Source organism: Streptomyces griseus, assembly GCF_900460065.1.
Taxonomy (GTDB): domain Bacteria; phylum Actinomycetota; class Actinomycetes; order Streptomycetales; family Streptomycetaceae; genus Streptomyces; species Streptomyces griseus.
Genome location: NZ_UAVD01000003.1, coordinates 1 through 19,537, shown reverse-complemented (window position 1 = coordinate 19,537; position 19,537 = coordinate 1). Strand labels below are relative to the sequence as shown.

Sequence of the window (19,537 nt, the reverse complement as noted above, 5' to 3'; positions counted from 1 at the left end):
TCAGGCGCCGCCCGCCGCCGCGTCCATCGCCGCGGCCGCGTCCCCGGTGAGCGGGTCGCCGTGACCGAAGCAGACGGTACGGGGCGCGAGCGCGGCCAGTCGCCGGAACGTGGCCGCCGCCCCGGACCGGTCCACGTTGAACACGCCGAGCATCACCCGCCGCTCCGCCGAGGCGACGGCGTCCCCGGTGAACAGCACCCCGTGGCGCGGCAGATGGAGGGCGATGGAGCCCGGTGTGTGACCGGGGGCGTGCACCACCCGTGCCCCGTCGCCGAACGGCAGCACCTCGCCGCCGGTAACCTCGCGGTCGACCCGGGTGGGCGGCGCGTCGGGGCACGTCAGCCCGTGCTCCCACAGCGGCAGCTCCCAGTCCAGCAGGTCCGGCTCCGGTACGGGGCGCTCACCCCGTACCACCGGGGCGTCCAGCGCGTGGGCGATGATCTCGGCGCCGTGCCGGTCCGCCAGCTCCCGCGCGGCCCCGTAGTGGTCGCGATGGCCATGGGTGATGACGATGCGCCGGATCCCCGCCGGATCGAGGCCGAGCGTGCGGACCGCTTCCCCGATCGCGGCGGCCGAATCGACGTCACCCGCGTCGATCAGGGTCAGCTCGCTCCCGTCGCGCCAGAGGTACGCCTGACCGATCCGGAAGCGGAACATGTGCAACTGGGGGAGTACCTCGACGAGATCCATGCGGCGAACGTACGCAGCGGCGGCCGTGCGCCGCACGGATCTACGCTCCGGGCGACTTCGCCGCGGGCGAAGCCCACCCGGCGGGATCAGGCCTTCTTCGACTCGGCGTAGTTCCGCAGGAACAGCGCCTCGGCGACCGACATCCGCTCCAGCTCCTCGGGCGACACGCTCTCGTTCACCGCGTGGATCTGCGCCTCGGGCTCGCTCAGCCCGATGAGCAGGATCTCCGCCTCCGGGTAGAGGCCCGCCAGGGTGTTGCAGAGCGGGATGGAGCCGCCCATCCCGGAGGACTGCATCTCCTGGCCCGGGTACGCGTCCCGCATCGCGTCCGCCATCGCCGTGTACGCCGGGCTGCTCATGTCGGCACGGAACGGCTGGCCCTGGCCCACCTGTTCCACCTTCACCCGCGCGCCCCAGGGGGCCCGCGACTCCAGGTGGGCGGTGAGCAGTTTCGTCGCCTCGGCGGCGTCCTGGCCCGGCGGCACCCGCAGGCTGATCTGGGCCCGGGCGCTCGCCTGCACGGACGGGGTGGCGCCGACGACCGGCGGGCAGTCGATGCCGATGACGGTGACGGCGGGGCGGGCCCAGATCCGGTCCGCGACCGTGCCGGCGCCGATCAGCTCGACCCCGTCGAGCACCTTGGCGTCCTGCCGGAACTCCGCCTCCGGGTACTGGAGTCCGTCCCAGTCGGCGTCGCCCGTCAGCCCGTCGACCGTGGTCGTCCCGTCCTCGGCCCGCAGCGAGGCCAGCAACTGGATCATCGCGGCCAGCGCGTCCGGGGCCGCGCCGCCGAACTGCCCCGAGTGCAGGTTCCCTTCGAGGGTGTCCAGTCGCACGCGCAGCATCGTCATCCCGCGCAGCGTCGCCGTGACCGTCGGCAGTCCGACCCGGAAGTTGCCGGTGTCGCCGATGACGATCGTGTCCGCGCGGAGCAGCTCCGGGTGCGCCTCCGCGTACCGCTCCAGACCGCCCGTGCCCTGCTCCTCGGAGCCCTCGGCGATCACCTTCACCGAGACCGGGACGCCACCGTCCGCCTTGAGGGCGCGCAGCGCGAGCAGGTGCATGATGAACCCGCCCTTGCAGTCGGCCGCTCCCCGGCCGAACCAGCGGCCGTCGCGCTCGGTGAGCTCGAACGGCGGGGAGATCCACGCCGACTCGTCCAGCGGCGGCTGCACGTCGTAGTGCGCGTAGAGCAGCACGGTCGGAGCCCCGGCCGGCCCGGGCAGGAACCCGTAGACGGACTGCGTGCCGTCGGGGGTGTCCAGCAGGGCGACGTCCGTGAACTCCTCGGCGCGCAGCGCGTCGGCGACCCACCTCGCCGCGCCCTCGCACTCGCTCCTCGGGAACACCGCCGGGTCCGCCACCGACTGGAACGCCACCAGCTCGGCCAGCTCCTCCCGGGCGCGGGGCATCAGCGAGGCGACGGTCTCGGGAATCGGACGGGCGGTCATGGGCACGCTCCTCGTGGGTGCGACGTTATGGGTAGGGCGCGGTGTGTACGCGACCGTGTGCGACGCCGTCTCGGCGGCGACGCATGTACGACGAAAACATGGCCGATCCTCCCACAGGAGGGCTCGGCCGGAACGAGCCGTAGGATGCCGTGAGCAGCTTGGGGCCACTGGTCGGATCAGGAGCAGAAGCACATCGTGAGCAGCGAGAACGCAGACGCCGGACATGAGTCGGAAGAGTCGTCCGTGTGGGACGTCGTCGTGGTCGGCGCCGGACCGGCCGGCGCATCGGCGGCGTACGCGGCAGCCGTGGCGGGCCGGAGGGTCCTGCTGCTGGAGAAAGCGGAACTGCCGCGCTACAAGACCTGCGGCGGCGGAATCATCGGGTTCTCGCGGGACTCCCTGCCGCCGGGGTTCGAACTGCCCCTGAAGGACCGCGTCCACGCGGTCACCTTCTCGCTCAACGGCAAGCTTTCGCGCACCCGCCGATCCCGGCGCATGCTCTTCGGGCTCATCAACCGCCCGGAGTTCGACGCCGGTCTGGTCGAGGAGGCGCAGAAGGCCGGGGCCGAGCTGCGCACCGGGGCGTCGGTGGTGCGGGTGGAGCAGCACGGTGCCGCCGTCCCCGACCGGCGGACGGTCGCCGTGGTGCTGGCCGGTGGCGAGACGGTGCTCGCGCGCGCGGTCGTCGGCGCGGACGGCAGCGCGGGCCGGATAGGAGCCCACGTCGGGGTGAAGCTCGACCAGGTCGACCTCGGCCTGGAGGCGGAGATCCCCGTCCCCGCCACCGTCGCGGAGGACTGGGCGGGCCGGGTGCTCATCGACTGGGGCCCGATGCCGGGCAGTTACGGCTGGGTGTTCCCCAAGGGGGACACCCTCACCGTGGGCGTCATCTCGGCGCGCGGCGACGGCGCCGGCACCAAGCGGTATCTGGAGGACTTCATCGCCCGCCTCGGCCTCGCCGGGTTCGAGCCGGCCGTCTCCTCGGGCCACCTCACCCGCTGCCGCAGCGACGACTCACCGCTCTCGCGCGGCCGGGTCGTGGTCTGCGGGGACGCGGCCGGACTGCTGGAGCCGTGGACCCGCGAGGGCATCTCCTTCGCGCTGCGCTCGGGCCGTCTCGCGGGGGAGTGGGCGGTCAGGATCGCCGAGTCGCACGACGCGGTGGACGCCCGCCGGCAGGCCCTCAACTACGCCTTCGCCATCAAGGCCGGTCTCGGCGTGGAGATGGGCGTCGGCCGCCGCATGCTCAAGCTGTTCGAGCGCCGCCCGGGGGTGCTGCACGCGGTGCTGACCGGCTTCCGCCCGGCGTGGAAGGCGTTCGCCGGGATCACCCGGGGGACGACGTCGCTGGCCGAGCTGGTCCGTACGCACCCGCTCGCACAGCGGGCGCTGTCCGCGATGGATCGCTAGGTCGTGTCCGCGAAGTCTCGTCCGGCCCGCGGAGGGCGACGACGGCAGTCTGACGACAGGACCTAGGAGCCGCTCGCGCCCCCGTCGCCCGTACGGCCACGGGGGCGCGCTCACGCCTCCACCGTGATGCGGAAGACCGGGTGGTCGGGGCAGGCCGCCAGCAGTTCGGCGTCCGTGGACTCCGCCGTGATCCCCTGGAAGTACTGATCGACCTCCCAGCCCCACCGCTCCAGATAGGCCCGGATGATCCGGGCCTTCTGAGCGTCGTCGGCGATCTCCGCGGCGGTGAAGCGGCTGACCCTGCGCCCCAGCCGCAGCTCTCCGCCACCCGCGACGCGCATGTTGCGCACCCACTGGGAGTGGCCCCGGGCCGAGACGATGTACCGCTCGCCCTCGAAGGAGTGGGCGTTGACCGGGATCCGCTGCATCTGTCCGCTCTTGCGCCCCCGCACGGACAGTTCCGCGGAGCCCATCAGGCTGATGCCGTGCCGGGCCAGCCAGCCGACGACTCTGTTGAGGCGGCGGGCAGAGGCGCTCGCGCGGAGGTAGTAGGCCTGCTGCGACATGGTGACTCCCGATTCCGTGGTCGGAGAGCGGTGCTCTCGCTCTAGAGCAGTGTGCGCGGATCGGTCACCCAAAAGCAAGAGCACTGCTCTCGTTTTTGATGTGCGCTCTCATTTCTGGTCGGTGATCCCGGCGCGTGGCAGACTGAGCGCATGAGCACCATCCGAGGGGCCAGGGAACGGGCCCGCATCGAAGTGACCGCGGCCATCAAGGACGAGGCGAGGAAGCAGCTCGCGGCGGAGGGCGCGGCGAAGCTCTCGCTGCGGGCCGTGGCCCGGGAGCTGGGCATGGTCTCCTCCGCGCTGTACCGCTACTTCCCCAGCCGGGACGACCTGCTCACCGCGCTGATCGTCGACGCGTTCGACGCGATCGGCGCGGTCGCGGAGCGGGCGGCGAAGGAGTGGGAGGGGAAGGAGCGGGAGGGGAAGGCGCCGCACGCCGAACGCTGGATCGCGGTGGCCTGCGCCGTACGCGAGTGGGGGCTCGCCCACCCCCATGAGTACGCGCTGATCTACGGTTCGCCCGTGCCCGGCTACATCGCCCCGATGGACACGGTGGGGCCCGCGTCCCGGGTGGGCCTGGTCTTCATCGACATCGTCCGTACCGCGTCCCGGGCCGAGGAACTCGCGGTGCCTCCTCTCGCCCCTGAGCTGCGCTCCGACGCGGAACGGATGACCGCCGAGTTCGCCGAGGGCGTTCCCCCCGCGGCCGTGGCCGCTCTGGTCGCCGCCTGGGCGCAGCTGTTCGGCCTGATCTCCTTCGAGCTGTTCGGCCAGTTCAACCGGGTCGTCGAGGCGCGCGAGCCGCTGTTCCGGCAGGCCGCCGGTGAGCTGGCCCGCTCGGTTGGCCTGCGCGCCGTCGAGGTCGAGCCCCACCAGCGTTGACAACGCTCGTGATCAATACCCCTCGGGCCTGTCGTCAGACTGCCGCCTGCCCCGCGGGGCAGGCGGCAGGGCCGCCCTTCGGGCGACGACGGCAGCGTGACAACAGGACCGGGGAGCCGACGGCCACCGCCTCGCTCGCCCGGCTCACCGAGCGGGAGGTGATGGCGCTGATCGGCATCGGCCTGCCGAACGAGGAGATCGCCCGCGGACCGGTCGTCAGCCCGCTCGCCGCGAAGACCCGTGTCAGCCGCACGACGGTCGAGCTCGGCGCCCGCGACCGGGCCGAACTCGTCCTCCTCGCCTACGAATCGGGTCTGGTGCGCCCCGGCCGGCTCGGCTGGGCCGAGGCGCACCCGGCCGCCGCGGGCCGGCGGCGCTCACCCGGTGACGGCGGAGTTGTCCGTCCAGATCCTGGCCACCGAGCGGTCGCCGCGCAGGGTGAGGGCGGTGAGCGGCAGTCGGTTCCAGAGGGCGAGGTAGAGCCCCTCGGCCGTGCCGCTCAGCTCGCAGTCGACGTCGTCGTCCGCGCCGGCCCCGGCCTCCGACCGCACGGCCCGGGGCGGATCCTGGGAGATCCGGACCGTCCAGGTCGCGTCCGTGTCCGGGGCCCGTACCCGCAGCACCCGGGGCTTCGTGGAGCGCACCTTGCTCTTGGGCCGCGCGTGGAACCCGATGAGGAGCTCGTCGATGCCGTCGACCGCCCGGCCCGCGGAGACCGGGGTCAGCGCGCCGCCGAGCGCGGACTCGGCGTCCACCCGGTGCACGGTCGTCTCGTGGAGCTGGCGGCGGGACCAGAACGCCAGGGGGGAGGGGGCCGGCATGAAGGTCCAGCAGTCCAGGTCGGCGGGGGCTTCCTCCAGGGTGCTGACCAGACGGCGGTGGCCCGCGCGGAACCAGTCGAGGAGTTCGGTGCCGTCCAGGGCGGGTTCGGTGCCGGCCGGCTGGTAGGTGGTGCGCCCCTCGGCGACGAGCGCCGCCGCCCAACGGTGCACCATGCCGGTGTGCCGCAGCAGATGACGTATCTGCCAGCCGGGACAGGTCGGGACCGAGGCCCCCGGTCCGGCCCGCTCGGCGGCGGCCGCGAGCAGCCGCCCTTCCCCGGACAACGACGCGATGTGCTCGGCGATCTGCATGGCGGCGATTGTGCCAGGCCCCGCTCGGGCCGTCAGGCGCCCTGCGGGTGGGCTGATCCGGTCGACCCGGCCCGCCGCACCAGGCGGACGAACCAGCCCAGGGCCAGCGACTGGACGAGGACCGAGACCACCAGGCCGAGCACCAGGAACCACGCGGGCCCGCCGGCCTCGGCGCCCGCCAGGGAGCCGCCGAGGAAGAACAGGAAGACGGTCGGGGCCGCGAGGAGGAACAGCCAGACGCCGGAGAACGACGCGTCCTCGTGGGCGACGAACAGGGTGTCCACGGCGACGAACAGCGTCGCCGCGAGCACCAGCCCCAGGTAGATCAGGGAAGCGGTGTTGCGGAAGGTCAGCCGGACCAGGGTGTTCAGGTGCGGGTGGTCGGTCAGGCGCTTCATGGTGTGCTCCCCTGCTGCTCGTTCTGCCTCTTGCTCGGTCGAGGCCTCCATCGTGCGCCCGGGGAGCGGGCCCTGCCTGAGTACGGCTACTCAATCGACCATGCGTGCGGGTGATCAGGTGTGCGCGTCCGTGGTGGCGTTGCGCGCACCGTAGCCCAGGGCGGCCGCCGCCGCGGCCAGCAGGGCCACCGTCGTCAGGGCCAGCGGCAGCGAGAACCAGTCGGCGAGGAAGCCGATCGCGGGCGGGCCGAGCAGCATCCCGCCGTAGCCGAGCGTCGAGGCCGCGGCGACGCCGCCGGGACCGGCCAGTTCGCCCGCGCGTCCCACCGCGACGGGGAAGATGTTGGCGAGCCCGAGTCCGGTGACCGCGAACCCGGCCAGCGCCAGCCAGGCGGTCGGCGCCAGTGAGCCCAGCAGCATTCCGGCCGAGGCCGTCGCGCCGCCGAGGACCAGGGTGCGGGTCTGGCCGAGCCGTTCCAGGAGCAGGGTCCCGGTCAGCCGGCCCGCCGTCATCGTCAGGGCGAACAGGGCGTAGCCGGCGGCGGCGAGCCCGGGGTGCGCGCCCAGATCCTGTTCCAGGTGCAGCGCGCCCCAGTCGGCGAGCGCCCCTTCCCCGTACGCCGTGCACAGGGCGATCACACCGAAGAGGGCCACGACGCGGCGGGCCCGCGGCGACAGCCGCTGTTTCGGCGCTTGCCGGGCGACGGCCCGCGGGGCGGTGGGGGCCGGGCGGTGGCGCAGCAGGGCGGGCCCGGCGAAAGCGGTCACCAGCAGGCCGATCCCGGCCAGCAGGAAGAGGTGGGTGGAGGCGGCGAGGCCTCCCGCGACCAGTCCGCCGAGCCCGGCGCCGACCATGCCGCCCAGGCTGAACGCCGCGTGGAAGCTCGGCATCACGGGCCTGCGCAGCTCGGCGACCAGGTCGACGGCGGCACTGTTCATCGCCACGTTCATCCCGCCGTACGCGGCTCCGAAGACCAGCAGCACGAGGCCGAGGGAGAGCGCCGAGTGGGTCTGGGCGGGCAGGGCGATGCTCAGGGGGAGCAGGACGCCGCACACCACGGTGACGGCATGGCTGCCGTAGCGGCGGCAGAGCCGGCCGGTGAGCATCATGGTGACGACCGCCCCGGCGGAGACGCCGAGCAGGGCGAGGCCGAGGGTGGAGGCGGAGGCTCCGGTCTGCTGCTTGATGGCCGGGATGCGGACCACCCAGCCGGCGAAGAGGAACCCGTCGAGGGCGAAGAACACGGTCAGCGCGGTACGGAGGCGGGCCGACGAGGGTGGGGCGGTGTCTCCGCCAGGTCCCCCCGGTAGGGCCGTCCGCAGTTTGTTTAGTTGCGGCACAAACTCAGCATAGGGGCGCTCCGGCGACCGGCGCAACACCGCTGCGCGCCGCGGACGGCGAGGGCCCGGCCGTGGCCCGGAGGGGATCCCCGGGCATGCCCTGGGCGTCCGGGACGGCTCCGGATCATGGGAGACTCGCCCCCATGAACGGCAAGGCGACCACCACCCGGACGAAGTTGGAGAGGGGCCGCAGCGCGCTCGGACCCGCACTGGAACTGGTCCACACCGGACGCGCCCCCACCCGGGCCGTGCTCACCTCCGAACTCGGCGTCACCCGCGCCACCGCCGGGGCGGTCGCCGCGGAACTGGAGGCGCTCGGGCTGATCCGGGTGGACTCCAGCCCCGGGTCGGCGGCCGGATCCCAGGGCCGCCCCTCGCACCGGCTGTCCGTCCTGGAGACCGGCCCCGTCGTCCTCGCCGCCCAGGTGCACGCCGACGGGTTCCGGGCCGCGCTCGTCGGGCTCGGCGGCCGGATCGTCGCCACCTCGCCCGGCTGCGTCGCGGTGATGGCCGACCCGGCCCAGGTGCTCGGCGAGGTCGTGGAGGCGGGCGCGGGGCTGCTGCGCGAGAGCGGCCTGCGCTGTGTCGGGGCCGGGCTCGCGGTGCCGTCCGCCGTCGCCGAGCCGGAGGGCACCGCCCTCAACCCGCTGCACATCGCCTGGCCCGCGGGCTCCCCGGTCCGGGACATCTTCGCCGCCTGCGTGCGTGCGGCGGGCATCACCGGACCCGCGTTCACCGGAAACGACGTCAACCTCACCGCGCTGGCCGAGCACCGGCACGGCGCCGGCCGCGGCGCCCAGCACCTCCTGTGCGTGGCCACCGGCCATCGTGGCGTCGGCGGGGCGCTCGTCCTCGACGGCCGCCTGCACAGCGGGAGTTCGGGCCTCGCGCTGGAAGTGGGGCATCTCACCGTGAACCCCGAGGGGCGCCCCTGCCACTGCGGCGGGCGCGGCTGCCTCGACGTGGAGACCGACCCGCTGGCCTTCCTCACCACCGCCCGCCGTGAACCGGGTCCCGAGGAGTCCCTCCTCAAGCAGGCCGGGAATCTCCTCCGCGCTGAGTACGAGGACCCCGCCGTACGGAACGCCGCCGAGGCACTGATCGACCGCCTGGGCCTGGGGCTCGCCGGGCTGGTCAACATCCTCAACCCGGACCGGATCATCCTCGGCGGCCTCCACCGCGACCTGCTGGAGGCGGACCCGGAGCGCCTGCGCGCCGTCGTCGCCGACCGGAGCCTGTGGGGGCGCAGCGGCAGCGTGCCCATCCTCCCCTGCACCCTGGCCCACAACAGCCTGGTGGGCGCCGCCGAACTGGCCTGGCAGCCGGTCCTCGACGACCCGCTCGGGGCACTGGCCTGACGCCCCGCCCGGGCGTGCGGCCCGCACTCCTCCGGGCGGGCCGCCTACGCGCCGTTCACCACTGGGGTCCCCGCCGCAGCCGGTCGGCCTCCGGCGACGACACGTGCAGCACCTCGTAGAGCTCGCCCGGTGCCCCGGGCTCCGGCCGCTCCCACAGGGTGAAGTGCACCAGTTCCCAGCGGCACGGATCCACCGCCAGCGCGGTCGCGACCACCCCGGGCAGAGCGGCGGTGCGGCGGGTCTCCTCCAGCGCCGCCCCGACGGCGTCGGCGGGCCGCATCCGGGCGGGCACCGACTGCCGCAGCCGGACGGCCGCGCGGGGGAGCGCCCCGGCGGAGGGCCCCTCCTCGTAGGCCAGGCCCGCCCAGTGCTGGACCTCGGGGCGTCCGAAGTCGTCGACCAGACCCTGGAATCCGGGACCCCACAGAAAGGCGTTCATCCCCTCCGGGGCGTTCCACAGGTAGAACGGCGCGTACTGGTTCACCGGCGACCCCGCGCCGCGCTCCCGGATCAGATAGGCCTTGAGGCCGAGCCCGGGGAAGTCGTCGAGGAGATGGCCCTTGGCCGCGACCCGGGCGCGGACGATACCCATGTCGTAGTCGGACGGGAGCGTGATCTCGTAACTCATGGCCTGCACGCGGAACTCCTCAGATCTGTCGGGTACGGGCGGCGAGCAGCGAGAGCAGGCCTTCCACCGCACGGTCGAACGCGGCGGACGAACCCGAGGCGCGGGCCAGCACATAGCCGCCCTGCACCGTGGCGACGACGGCCGCCGCGACCGGCGCCGGATCGGTCCCGGGGACGAACTCGCCCCCGTCCACCCCCTCCTGGACGATCGCCGCGATCCGGCCGCGCAGCCATGCGAGCGTGGCGTCCACCGGTGCGCGCAGCGCCTCGTCGGCGACGACCTCCGGGTCCATCGTCAGCCGCCCCACCGGGCAGCCGCGCAGCACGTCGCGCTCGCGCAGCAGATACGCCGCGATCCGCTCGTACGCGCTCCCGGGGCCGTCCAGCGACAGCCCGGCGGTCCGGCGCATCTCCTCGGCGGTGCGGGTGACGGCGGCGAGCGCCAGCTCGGACTTCCCGCTGAAGTGGTGGTACATGCTGCCCTGGCCGGCGCCGGCCAGCCGCTGAATGGCCTTGGGGCTGGTGCCCACATAGCCGCGCTCCCACAGGAGCTCCTGCGTGGCCTCGATCAGCCGGTCCGGGGTGCTCATGACGGGAGTGTACATACCAGTAGGTACAGAAGGGGAGGGGCTACGCCGGTGCGTGGCCGCCTCCGGCAGGCTCGAAAGCGACCGGAACGCTCCGGCTGCTCTCTTCGGAGTACGCGCACGGCCGCCCGGTGGTCATGTCTTGCCGCCGCCCGCGATCCGGCCGAACTGCTCGTCCAGCACGCGGAACGGGGCGACGCGCCCTGACCACCCGGTCCCCAACGGTGTGCGGCGGGCGGCGCGAAGCCGGTCCGCCGCACACCGCCGACCCCGGGCCCGTCCGTTCCGTCTCAGCCGACCACGGCCGACCGGGCGGGCACGGCCACGATGTCGTCGGGGGTGATGGTCACGGCCCCGAACGGCCCGTCGGTCATCGACCCGTAGACCGCGAGCGGTGGCAGGGTCGAGGCGCCGGTGGCCGCGGGCAGGGTGAACCAGACGGCCTTGCCGGCCGAGCCGATCGGCCGCACGCCCCAGCTCTCGCTGACGGCGGCGATCAGGGCCAGCCCCCGCCCCGAGGTGGCGAACGAGTCCGCCTCGTTCACCGTGGGCAGGCGCGGGTCGTGGTCGTGGACGGAGACCGTGAGACGGTCGAGCAGCAGCTCGATGTCGACGGTGCATGACTTGTCCGGCTGTGCGTGCCGGTGAACATTGGTGAGAAGCTCGGTGACGCCCAGGGCCGCCTGGTCGATCAGAGGATCGAGATGCCAGTAGCGCAGTTGCGCCGAAATGATTCTGCGGACCTGACCGATCCGCGACGGCAGGGCCTGGAGCTCCACCGTGCAGTGCCTGCTTGGCTCGCTGATCACGGCTGCGACTCCCCGAAATAGGTCCGGAAGAAGAGAAGAGAAACGAACGGAGCCGGCGGACGACTGACTGCCGAATCCGCTCTGCTCTTGTCGTGTCTGCTCGTGTCGCACGATCCGCTCCGCGGAGCGGATCGCTCTGTCACCGCGGGTGCACCTTCAGTGACATGGGACCAGCGTGGCCCAGGGGATACGGCTCCGCAACTCGCGGCGGAACCCCGCGGTCCGCGAACCGGTCCGCCGGGCCCCGCCGGCCCGGTCAGTCCCGGCGTCCGCGCGCGTGGCGCAGAGCCTCCAGGAAGCGCCGCAGCGGAGCCGCCCCGTCACGTCTGCGGCTGCGCTGCCCCATCGTCAACCGGTAGCGCACCCCGTTCACCCGGGCGATGACGGAATCGGCCGCGATGAACCACCACTTGCGGGCGCTGACCGTGCCCACGGGAGCGCTGTCGATCTCCCGCCCGTTGCTCGTGAGCAGCGACAGCCGCCCGTCCTTGACCACCACCTGACCAGCCCTGGTCAGCGACCTGGTGAACCGCTCGATCCTGACCCCCGACGCACTGAACTCGACGTCCGCCATGGCGGATTCGCCCCCCTTCGGCACCTCTTCCTGATGTGCAGTGTGCCCGGGCGCGGGCCGGACCGCCAGAGGGCCCCCGAGCAGGACGGTCCCCGGCCCGCACCGCTCGCCGGCGCCGCCCCCGCGGGCCGTGGTCAAAGGCAGCGCTATGGGCCATCAAAGTGACCGTTTGCGCAGGTGGGGTGCATATCGTGGAGGCGCGAGCATCGGATCGACGACCAACAGGAGCAGGCCCATGGACACCAGTGAGCACGCAGCCGGGCACGGGGCCAGGGCGACGGTGGACGTCGACCGCAGCGACCCGGAGTACCGGGCCTGGCTGAAGGAGGCCGTCCGCAAGGTCCAGGCCGACGCGAACCGTTCCGCCGACACCCACCTGCTGCGCTTCCCGCTGCCCGAGACATGGGGCATCGACCTCTACCTCAAGGACGAGTCGACGCACCCCACCGGCAGCCTCAAGCACCGTCTCGCCCGCTCGCTGTTCCTGTACGGGCTCTGCAACGGATGGATTCGGCCCGACCGGCCGGTCATCGAGGCCTCCAGCGGCTCGACCGCCGTGTCGGAGGCGTACTTCGCCAAACTGATCGGCGTGCCGTTCATCGCCGTGATGCCGCGCACCACCAGCCCGGAGAAGACCCGGCTCATCGAATTCCACGGCGGGCGGTGCCACTTCGTGGACGACTCGCGCACCATGTACGAACAGTCCGCCGCGCTCGCCACCGAGACCGGCGGGCACTACATGGACCAATTCACCTACGCGGAGCGCGCCACCGACTGGCGCGGCAACAACAACATCGCGGAGTCGATCTACCAGCAGCTTCGGCTGGAGCGCTATCCGGAGCCCGCCTGGATCGTCGCCACCGCCGGGACCGGCGGCACCTCGGCGACCATCGCCCGCTACGTCCACTACCTCCAGCACGACACCCGTGTCTGTGTCCCCGACCCGGAGAACTCCTGTTTCTTCGACGGCTGGACCCACCACGACCCGCTCGCCACCAGCGACCGCGGCTCGCGCATCGAGGGCATCGGCCGCCCGCGCATGGAGCCCAGCTTCGTGCCCGGCGCCATCGACCGCATGATGAAGGTGCCCGACGCCGCCAGCGTCGCCGCCGTCCGCGCCCTGGAGCGCGCCATCGGCCGCAAGGCGGGTGGATCCACGGGCACCGGACTGTGGAGCGCGTTCAAACTGATCGCCGAGATGGTGGAGCGGGGCGAGCGGGGGAGCGTCGTCACGCTGCTGTGCGACCCCGGCGACCGCTACCTGGACAAGTACTACTCCGACTCGTGGCTGGAGGAACAGGGCCTGGACATCGCCCCGTACACCGCCGCCATCGACGACTTCCTCGCCACCGGCACCTGGCCCTGCTGAGGCCCGGTGGCCGCCCGCCTCAGGGCGTCGTCGCCGCCAGCCGGGCGTCCAGGCGGCGCACGGCGTCCCGGAAGGACCGGCCCACCCCGGCCCGCGCGAGGCTCAGCACCAGGCGGAACAGCCCCGTCCCGTCGGCGGCGAAGGTCCACTGCACCCGGGTACCGGACCCCTCCGGAGCGAGCCGCCACTCCTCCAGCAGGGCCCGGAGACCCGGTGCGTTGGACTCGTCGGCCCGGTAGGCGTAGCACGTGTCCGGTTCGGCGGCCACGATCGTCTCGCGGAACCTGACCCCGCCCCGCAGCCGCACCTCGCGGCCCGCGCCGTCCTCGGTGGGCGTGGCCTGGGTGACGGCGGTGAACCACGACGGCCAGGACGGCACGTCGTCGGCGAGTGCGCGGTACACCACGTCCGGCGGAGCGGACACCTCGGCGGCGAACACCAGACGAATCGGCGCGGAATCGACGAACTCCCGTCCCACGGTACGGAGTAGGCGTGCCATCGCGTGCACCTCCCGGCGGTCTGCGGTGTGTGGAGCCGGGCACACGATAGTGCTCGGACCGTCAGTTGTCTGTACCACTGTCGGCCATCGACGCACGCCGTTTCTCCTCGGCCGCCGCCGCCTCGGAGATGTTGCGCGCCATCCCGCCGAACACCACCGAGTGGAAGGGCCACACGCTCCACCAGTAGGCGTGGCCGAACAGCCCGCGCGGATGGAACAGGGCGCGCTGCCCGTACACCGTCCGGCCCCGCTCGTCGCTCCGCACCGACAGCTCCAGCCAGGCCAGGCCGGGGACCCGCATCTCGGCCCGCAGCCGCAGCAGTTGGCCCGGTACGATCTCCTCCACCCGCCAGAAGTCGAGCGAGTCGCCCACCCGCAGGTGCTGGGCGTCCCGTCGGCCGCGCCGCAGCCCCACCCCGCCGACGAGCCGGTCGAGCCAGCCGCGTACCGCCCAGGCCAGCGGGAAGGAGTACCAGCCGTTCTCCCCGCCGATGCCCTCGATCACCCGCCACAGCGCCTCCGGCCCGACCGGAACGGCCATCTCCCGCTCGTCGCGGTAGAGGCTGCCGCCCGCCCAGTCCGGGTCGGTGGGCAGCGGGTCGCTCGGCGCTCCGGGTACCGAGGCGTTGGACCAGCGGGTGTCGACCCGCGCCTCCTGGATCCGCTTCAGCGCCAGCCGCAGCGCCCGGTCGAAGCCGATGGTCCCGTCCGGCGGATCGGGGACGTACTCCTTGATGTCGTGCTCCCGGCACACCACCTCGTGGCGCAGTGACTCCGTGAGCGGCCGGGCGATGGAGCTGGGCACCGGGGTCACCAGACCGACCCAGCGGCTGGAGAGCGTCGGGGTCAGCACCGGCACCGGCAGGATCACGCGCGGCCGCAGCCCCGCCACCGCCGCGTAGCGCTGCATCATGTCCCGGTACGTCATGACGTCGGGGCCTCCGATGTCGAAGGACCGGTTCACCCCGGCCGGCAGCTCCGCGCAGCCCACCAGATAGCGGATCACGTCCCGGACGGCCACCGGCTGGATCCGGGTCCGCACCCAGCTCGGGGTGACCATCAGCGGCAGCCGCTCCGTGAGATACCGCAGCATCTCGAACGAGGCGGATCCGGAACCGATGACGATCGCCGCGCGCAGTACCGCCGTCGGCACCTCGGAGGCCAGCAGGAGGTGGCCCACCTCGGCCCGCGAACGCAGGTGCGGCGACAGCTCCTTCTCCGGAACCCCCGCCGGAGTCAGCCCGCCCAGGTACACGATCCGGCGCACGTTCGCCGCCCGCGCCCGCTCTCCGAAGGTCCGGGCCGCCTCGCGGTCGGTCCGCTCGAAGTCCGAACCGGTGCCGAGCGCGTGCACCAGGTAGTACGCCACGTGGACGCCCCGCATCGCCGCCGCCAGGGAGTCGGCGTCGGTGACGTCGCCGCGCACCACCTCGACCCGGTCGGCCCACGGGTAGTCGCGCAGTTTCCGCGGCGTTCTGGCCAGCGCCCGCACCCGGTACCCGGCGTCGAGCAGTGCGGGTACCAGCCGGCCGCCGATGTAGCCGGTGGCGCCGGTCACCAGGCAGAGCGGAGCGGAGTCGTCGGGGTGTCCTGTGCTGTCGCCGGGGCCGTGCTCAAGATCCGTCACCTGCCCCAGTGTGGCACCGGACGGCTTCCTCGACCGGTCGAGGAGTCCGTACGGCCGCGTCGACGCCCTCGGTACGGTGACGGCCGCGGTGCAGGCGTCGGCTCAGTGCACCGCCGTGAGCGTCCCGCCCTCGCTCAGCGACCCCGTCAGCTCCACGTCGGCGTCACGGGGCGCCCGCACCGCGAGCGTCGGCCCGCCCGCCGCGCCCCTGACCGCCCCGGTCGCCCGGATGCCTGTCACCGCCCGGCTGCCCGCACCCAGCACGTACCAGCGGCCGGAGCCGGCCCTCCAGTGGGTGGCGGCCAGGACGTGCTGCCCGAACTTGCTGCACAGGGCCGTGTCCTCACGGTCGGCGACCACCGCGGCCGGGGCCGCGGGAGAGGCGGCGGGCGCGAGGAACTGCACCAGGACCCGGCCGGGCCCCCGCCAGGTGTCGGCCCGGGTGCACACCCAGTCGGCCGACGCGCCGCCCTCGGGGAGCTTCTGCTCGGCGAAGGCCCAGTTGTTGACCGACCGGACGCCGGAGCCGGCCAGGGCCCGCAGCGAGCACGCCGTGCGCGCCCAGGCGAGCAGCGCGTCGGGCCCCGTCGCCTCGCGCGGCTGACGGGCCGGCGTCCCCCGGCCGGGCTTCGGCATGTACGTGAGATGCGTGGGGGCCGGCTCGCCCAGGTCCGTCAGCAGGAACGCGTGCTTCTCCACGATCCGTTCGGAGGAGCGCAGCTGGATCACCGGCCAGGCGTCGCACGCGCCGCCCGCGCCGGGCCGGGGCACTGCGGCGGTGACGCCGTCCGGGTCCACCTCCAACGGCCGCCCGGGCGTATCGGGAGCGAGCAGGTCCCGGGTGGTGGACTCCGCGATCCAGGGGGCGAGCAGGAACCGCGCCGCGTCGGCCGTACGACTGACGACGACCGCCGCACCCGTCGTCACGTCCGCGTCATCGGTGCGGGCGAAGTCGAGCGCCGCCCCGCCGGACCCGGACAGCGGCTCCGCGTAGCGCACCACCCGGTCGGCGTGGTCGTGGAACAGCACCACGGCCGCCCCGTCCACCTCGTCGGCGAACAGCAGCTGGGGCGGCTCGGCGGGCGGCACCGCGGCCGTGCCCGGCGTGGTGGAGACCCGGACCGACTCCGGCGGCTCGGCCCAGGCCCGCAGCGCCCGGCCCAGCAGTGCGTTGTCGTCCGTCCGCCCGCCCCTGGCCGGCCAGGCGGTGAAGTCGACGCGTGAGGTGTCCGCCCACCGGTCCGGCGACGTCCGCAGCAGCCGCGCCGGATCGAGTGCCGGGGCCGCCACCCCGGCCGGGCCCCGGCCGTCGTCCGCGGGCCGCGTCCCCGCGTCGACGGCGAACGCCAGGCCTCCCGCCACGACGCACAGCGCCGCGGCCGCCGCCACCGCCCGCACCCGGTGCCTGCGCCGCAGCAGGTCGCTCGGGCGGGTCTGGACGGTGCACGGGTCGAACTCGCCGGACCAGAGCATCGCCCGCGCCCCGGCCCGGTCCGGCCTGCCCAGCCGGGCCGCCCGGCGCACCGCGTCCCCCGGATCCGCCACCGCCGCACCGGCCAGCAGCTCCCTGGCCCCGGACGCGTCGAGGCCCTCCAGCAACTGCAGGGCGAACGCCGCCCGGACCGCTCCGTCCACCGTGGACAGGGCCCGGTCCAGGGCCAGTTCGTCGACGCCGCCCGCCCGGGGGAACAGCCGCAGCCCCCACACCACCGGCACGGCGGGACGCAGCGCGGCCGGAGCCGGGAGCCGCCCGGGCCACCAGCGGGGCCGCCGCTCGTGGGCCAGCGCCGCTCGCAGCACCCGCAGCCGCATCCACCCGTACGCGGCGCCCGAGGGGCCCTGCTCCGCTCCGGCGCCCTCCGGCGCGGGCTCGGCGCCCTGCGGAGCGCCCGACCGGCGGGACTGGGCCGGAACGCGGGGGACGCGCACGCGGCTCCCGGCGGCGGGCAGGGCCCGCTGGACGACGGCGTGCGCGGCCAGGACCCGGCGGTGCCGCCCGAGCGACGGCGGCAGGACGACGTAGGCGAGCCGCACCAGGCGGGGATAGTGCTCCACGAGGGCGGCCTCGGCCTGCCGCACTCCCGTGCGGTCGGGGTGTGGGTCGGTCCGCTGCTGCGGTGGGAGGATCGGCATGAGATGGGTGCCTTCCGGGGCCGTGACGGGGCTGTCCTACCGACAAACGAGTCAATCGTGTGACGGTCACATCACCCGCACCGAATCGGCCACCCGGTCGTTCACGATCCTCCCGGGGAGGCAGGCCGGAAGGAGTGAGGCGCGTGGCGACGGCCCGGCGGTCCTACCGGTCGCCGGGGGAGGCGAGCAGGGCGTCCAGGACCCCGCCGAACATCCGCCGCCCGGCGGAGGCGAGCAGCGGATCACCCCACCGGGGCACCAGCCGCACCCGCAGTTCCTCGACCCAGACCACATGGGAACCGGAACCCGTGGGAAGCACGTCGATCGACGCCCGGCCCAGCACCACGGACCCCCGCTTCTCCAACCGGCAGACCCCGGCCCGGCCCCCGGCGGGCGGCGTCCACCGCACCACTTCCATCGGATCGTCGAACGCCAGCGGGCCCAGACCCGTACGCGCCACGAAGACCGTCCCGAGCCGCGAGGGAAGGCCGGTCGGCACCGAGATCACCGTCAACGGCACCTGCGCGCCGTGCCGTTCCCAGTCGGTCACCCGACGCCAGGCCTCGGCTGCGGGGAGAGGGGAGAAGCGCTCGATCCGGAAGACGGCCACCCCACGATCCTATGGCCTCCCCGGCCGGCCCGCGCCCGGGGCGAACGCGGCCCGGGGCGCCCCGCCTCAGCCCTCGGTGGCGGGCGGAGCGTCGGCGGATCCGGTGGGAACGTCGCCCGCCACCAGCAGACCCGGCAGATGCTCCTCGATCTCCGCGCGCGTCCGCGGAGCCAGTCCGGCGTCCGTGACGAACGTGTCGACCTCCTCCAGCGCGGCGAAGGAACTCAGGCCCACCGTGCCCCACTTGGTGTGGTCGGCCACCACCACGATCCGGCGCGCGGCCCGGACGAAACGGCGGTTGGTCTCCGCCTCCGCGAGGTTGGGCGTCGAGAGCCCGGCCTCGGCCGAGATCCCGTGCACACCGAGGAACAGCACATCGAAGTGGAGCGAGTCGACGGCCCGGTCCGCGACCGGCCCGACCAACGAGTCCGAGGGCGTGCGCACCCCGCCCGTCAGCACCACCGTCGCCGCCCCGGGCCGGGCGCCGCGCCCCCCGGCCGGACGCTGCGCGTCATGGAACACGTCGGCCACCCGCACCGAGTTGGTCACCACCGTCAGATCCGGCACGTCCAGCAGATGCCGGGCCAGCGCGAAGGTCGTCGTCCCGCCCGAGAGCGCGATCGCGCTGCCGGGCACCGCCAACGCCGCCGCCGCCCGCGCGATGTCCTCCTTGGCGCTCAGCTCCAGCGCCGACTTCGCCTCGAACCCGGGCTCGTGCGTACTCGCCTCGACGACCGGGACCGCGCCGCCGTGGACCTTCTCGATCACGCCCTGCCGGTCCAGCGCGTCCAGGTCCCGGCGGATCGTCATGTCGGAGACGTTCAGCTTCCGGGTCAGCTCGTTGACCCGGACCCCACCACGCCTGCGCACCTCGTCGAGGATCAGCGCGCGTCGCTGCTCCGCGAGCAGGTTCTGATTCTCGCTCAACGCCGGGCCCGGTCCTTCCCTCTGCCGTACGGTCCGCAGCGGTCTGCGCGACACGCTCATCCTGCCACGCAGGCATGTCCGGCGTATCACCTGGGGAGATTCCGTGAGACCGCTTCACGCGCCCGCCCCGCGCCCGGAATCCTTGGACTCCACGACCGGCGGGTCACCACGCCCGGAGCCCACGACGTCCCGGCCCCGCACCATCCGCTCCTGAGCACATCTCCGTCGGCCGCGAGGCCGGCGCGCCCGAGAGAGAGTTCCCCCTTGGCTCCTGCCGCCCCGCCCCCGCCCGCGTCCCCGCCCGCCTCCCCGTCCCCGCGGCACACCGGGACCGCACTGGAACTGCTCGTCCACGGGGTCGGCGGCGCCACCCCGCAGGAGATGCTGGGCGACCCCCGTACCGTCCGGGTCACCGGGGACGAGACCGCGGCCGTCTACCGGCGCACCGAGGACGCCCACGGCGAGAAGCACCCCGAGCGCTACCGGGACGAGCCCGTCGCCGAGGCGTACTGCTGGTCCGGCCTCACCTCCGGCAACGGCTCCGCG

At 73.9% G+C, this 19,537-nt stretch carries 19 protein-coding genes and 2 pseudogenes; 6 read left to right on the top strand and 15 right to left on the bottom strand.

Features of this window, described 5'->3' with window-relative positions; translation table 11 throughout:
- Both DTB53_RS01250 and DTB53_RS01245 read right to left on the bottom strand, forming a co-directional pair.
- On the bottom strand, positions 1 to 690 hold the full coding sequence (locus DTB53_RS01250; RefSeq protein ID WP_042498920.1) for an MBL fold metallo-hydrolase: 690 nt from the start codon (positions 688 to 690) through the stop codon (positions 1 to 3).
- Positions 691 to 776: 86 nt separating this feature from the next.
- Positions 777 to 2,141 carry a dipeptidase gene (locus tag DTB53_RS01245; RefSeq protein WP_012382011.1) on the bottom strand — a complete coding sequence of 455 codons (1,365 nt, stop codon included), beginning with the start codon at positions 2,139 to 2,141 and terminating at the stop codon, positions 777 to 779.
- 195 nt (positions 2,142 to 2,336) lie between these two features.
- Here DTB53_RS01245 and DTB53_RS01240 point away from each other — a divergent pair, with 195 nt between their 5' ends.
- Positions 2,337 to 3,551: a geranylgeranyl reductase family protein gene (locus tag DTB53_RS01240; RefSeq protein WP_003970849.1), complete on the top strand. Its 1,215-nt coding sequence runs from the start codon at positions 2,337 to 2,339 to the stop codon at positions 3,549 to 3,551.
- A gap of 110 nt (positions 3,552 to 3,661) precedes the next feature.
- On the opposite strand, the gene DTB53_RS01235 is transcribed toward DTB53_RS01240, so the two are convergent.
- Positions 3,662 to 4,117, bottom strand: a complete 456-nt coding sequence (locus tag DTB53_RS01235) for a nitroreductase family deazaflavin-dependent oxidoreductase (RefSeq protein ID WP_003970850.1) — start codon at positions 4,115 to 4,117, stop codon at positions 3,662 to 3,664.
- A 150-nt stretch (positions 4,118 to 4,267) separates the two neighbouring features.
- Here DTB53_RS01235 and DTB53_RS01230 point away from each other — a divergent pair, with 150 nt between their 5' ends.
- Together DTB53_RS01230 and DTB53_RS01225 are read left to right on the top strand one after the other, a co-directional pair.
- Positions 4,268 to 4,999 (top strand): TetR/AcrR family transcriptional regulator, encoded by a 732-nt coding sequence (locus DTB53_RS01230; protein ID WP_012382012.1) that lies wholly within the window; start codon positions 4,268 to 4,270, stop codon positions 4,997 to 4,999.
- A gap of 134 nt (positions 5,000 to 5,133) precedes the next feature.
- Positions 5,134 to 5,337 (top strand): annotated as a pseudogene (locus tag DTB53_RS01225) (helix-turn-helix domain-containing protein); the annotation flags it as partial.
- A 39-nt stretch (positions 5,338 to 5,376) separates the two neighbouring features.
- On the opposite strand, the gene DTB53_RS01220 reads toward DTB53_RS01225, so the two are convergent.
- From DTB53_RS01220 to DTB53_RS01210, 3 genes are all read right to left on the bottom strand, one after another.
- Positions 5,377 to 6,132: a maleylpyruvate isomerase family mycothiol-dependent enzyme gene (locus tag DTB53_RS01220; protein ID WP_012382013.1), complete on the bottom strand. Its 756-nt coding sequence runs from the start codon at positions 6,130 to 6,132 to the stop codon at positions 5,377 to 5,379.
- Positions 6,133 to 6,164: 32 nt separating this feature from the next.
- Positions 6,165 to 6,530, bottom strand: a complete 366-nt coding sequence (locus DTB53_RS01215) for an SCO4225 family membrane protein (protein WP_003970853.1) — start codon at positions 6,528 to 6,530, stop codon at positions 6,165 to 6,167.
- Positions 6,531 to 6,644: 114 nt separating this feature from the next.
- Entirely contained in the window at positions 6,645 to 7,775 is a 1,131-nt protein-coding gene (locus tag DTB53_RS01210) for an MFS transporter (RefSeq protein ID WP_012382015.1), read from the bottom strand.
- Positions 7,776 to 8,014: 239 nt separating this feature from the next.
- Between DTB53_RS01210 and DTB53_RS01205 the strand changes: the two genes are divergently transcribed.
- Entirely contained in the window at positions 8,015 to 9,229 is a 1,215-nt protein-coding gene (locus DTB53_RS01205) for an ROK family protein (protein WP_012382016.1), read from the top strand.
- A gap of 55 nt (positions 9,230 to 9,284) precedes the next feature.
- On the opposite strand, the gene DTB53_RS01200 is transcribed toward DTB53_RS01205, so the two are convergent.
- The 4 genes from DTB53_RS01200 to DTB53_RS01185 all read right to left on the bottom strand — a co-directional run bounded on the left by DTB53_RS01200 (position 9,285) and on the right by DTB53_RS01185 (position 11,826).
- Positions 9,285 to 9,866: a DUF4865 family protein gene (locus DTB53_RS01200; protein ID WP_012382017.1), complete on the bottom strand. Its 582-nt coding sequence runs from the start codon at positions 9,864 to 9,866 to the stop codon at positions 9,285 to 9,287.
- Positions 9,867 to 9,876: 10 nt separating this feature from the next.
- A complete protein-coding gene (locus tag DTB53_RS01195; RefSeq protein WP_236586432.1) occupies positions 9,877 to 10,446 on the bottom strand; it encodes a TetR/AcrR family transcriptional regulator in 570 nt (189 codons plus the stop codon).
- Positions 10,447 to 10,733: 287 nt separating this feature from the next.
- Positions 10,734 to 11,252, bottom strand: a complete 519-nt coding sequence (locus DTB53_RS01190; RefSeq protein WP_003970858.1) for an ATP-binding protein — start codon at positions 11,250 to 11,252, stop codon at positions 10,734 to 10,736.
- Between the two features lie 256 nt (positions 11,253 to 11,508).
- Positions 11,509 to 11,826: a hypothetical protein gene (locus tag DTB53_RS01185; protein ID WP_003970859.1), complete on the bottom strand. Its 318-nt coding sequence runs from the start codon at positions 11,824 to 11,826 to the stop codon at positions 11,509 to 11,511.
- Between the two features lie 235 nt (positions 11,827 to 12,061).
- Between DTB53_RS01185 and cds1 the strand changes: the two genes are divergently transcribed.
- The gene (gene cds1, locus DTB53_RS01180; RefSeq protein ID WP_012382019.1) at positions 12,062 to 13,195 is read left to right on the top strand and encodes an L-cysteine desulfhydrase Cds1; all 1,134 of its coding nucleotides are present in this window, start codon (positions 12,062 to 12,064) and stop codon (positions 13,193 to 13,195) included.
- Between the two features lie 19 nt (positions 13,196 to 13,214).
- On the opposite strand, the gene DTB53_RS01175 is transcribed toward cds1, so the two are convergent.
- From DTB53_RS01175 to DTB53_RS01155, 5 genes are all read right to left on the bottom strand, one after another.
- Entirely contained in the window at positions 13,215 to 13,694 is a 480-nt protein-coding gene (locus DTB53_RS01175; RefSeq protein WP_012382020.1) for an SRPBCC family protein, read from the bottom strand.
- Between the two features lie 61 nt (positions 13,695 to 13,755).
- Positions 13,756 to 15,321: an SDR family oxidoreductase gene (locus DTB53_RS01170; RefSeq protein ID WP_012382021.1), complete on the bottom strand. Its 1,566-nt coding sequence runs from the start codon at positions 15,319 to 15,321 to the stop codon at positions 13,756 to 13,758.
- Positions 15,322 to 15,423: 102 nt separating this feature from the next.
- Positions 15,424 to 17,454, bottom strand: a complete 2,031-nt coding sequence (locus DTB53_RS01165; protein ID WP_012382022.1) for a hypothetical protein — start codon at positions 17,452 to 17,454, stop codon at positions 15,424 to 15,426.
- A gap of 163 nt (positions 17,455 to 17,617) precedes the next feature.
- Positions 17,618 to 18,064, bottom strand: coding sequence for an SRPBCC family protein (locus tag DTB53_RS01160; protein WP_003970864.1), 447 nt, complete (start codon positions 18,062 to 18,064; stop codon positions 17,618 to 17,620).
- A gap of 66 nt (positions 18,065 to 18,130) precedes the next feature.
- Positions 18,131 to 18,991, bottom strand: coding sequence for a DeoR/GlpR family DNA-binding transcription regulator (locus DTB53_RS01155; protein ID WP_012382023.1), 861 nt, complete (start codon positions 18,989 to 18,991; stop codon positions 18,131 to 18,133).
- 264 nt (positions 18,992 to 19,255) lie between these two features.
- On the opposite strand from DTB53_RS01155, the pseudogene DTB53_RS01150 reads away from it, so the two are divergent.
- Positions 19,256 to 19,537, top strand: a pseudogene (locus DTB53_RS01150) (hypothetical protein); the annotation flags it as partial.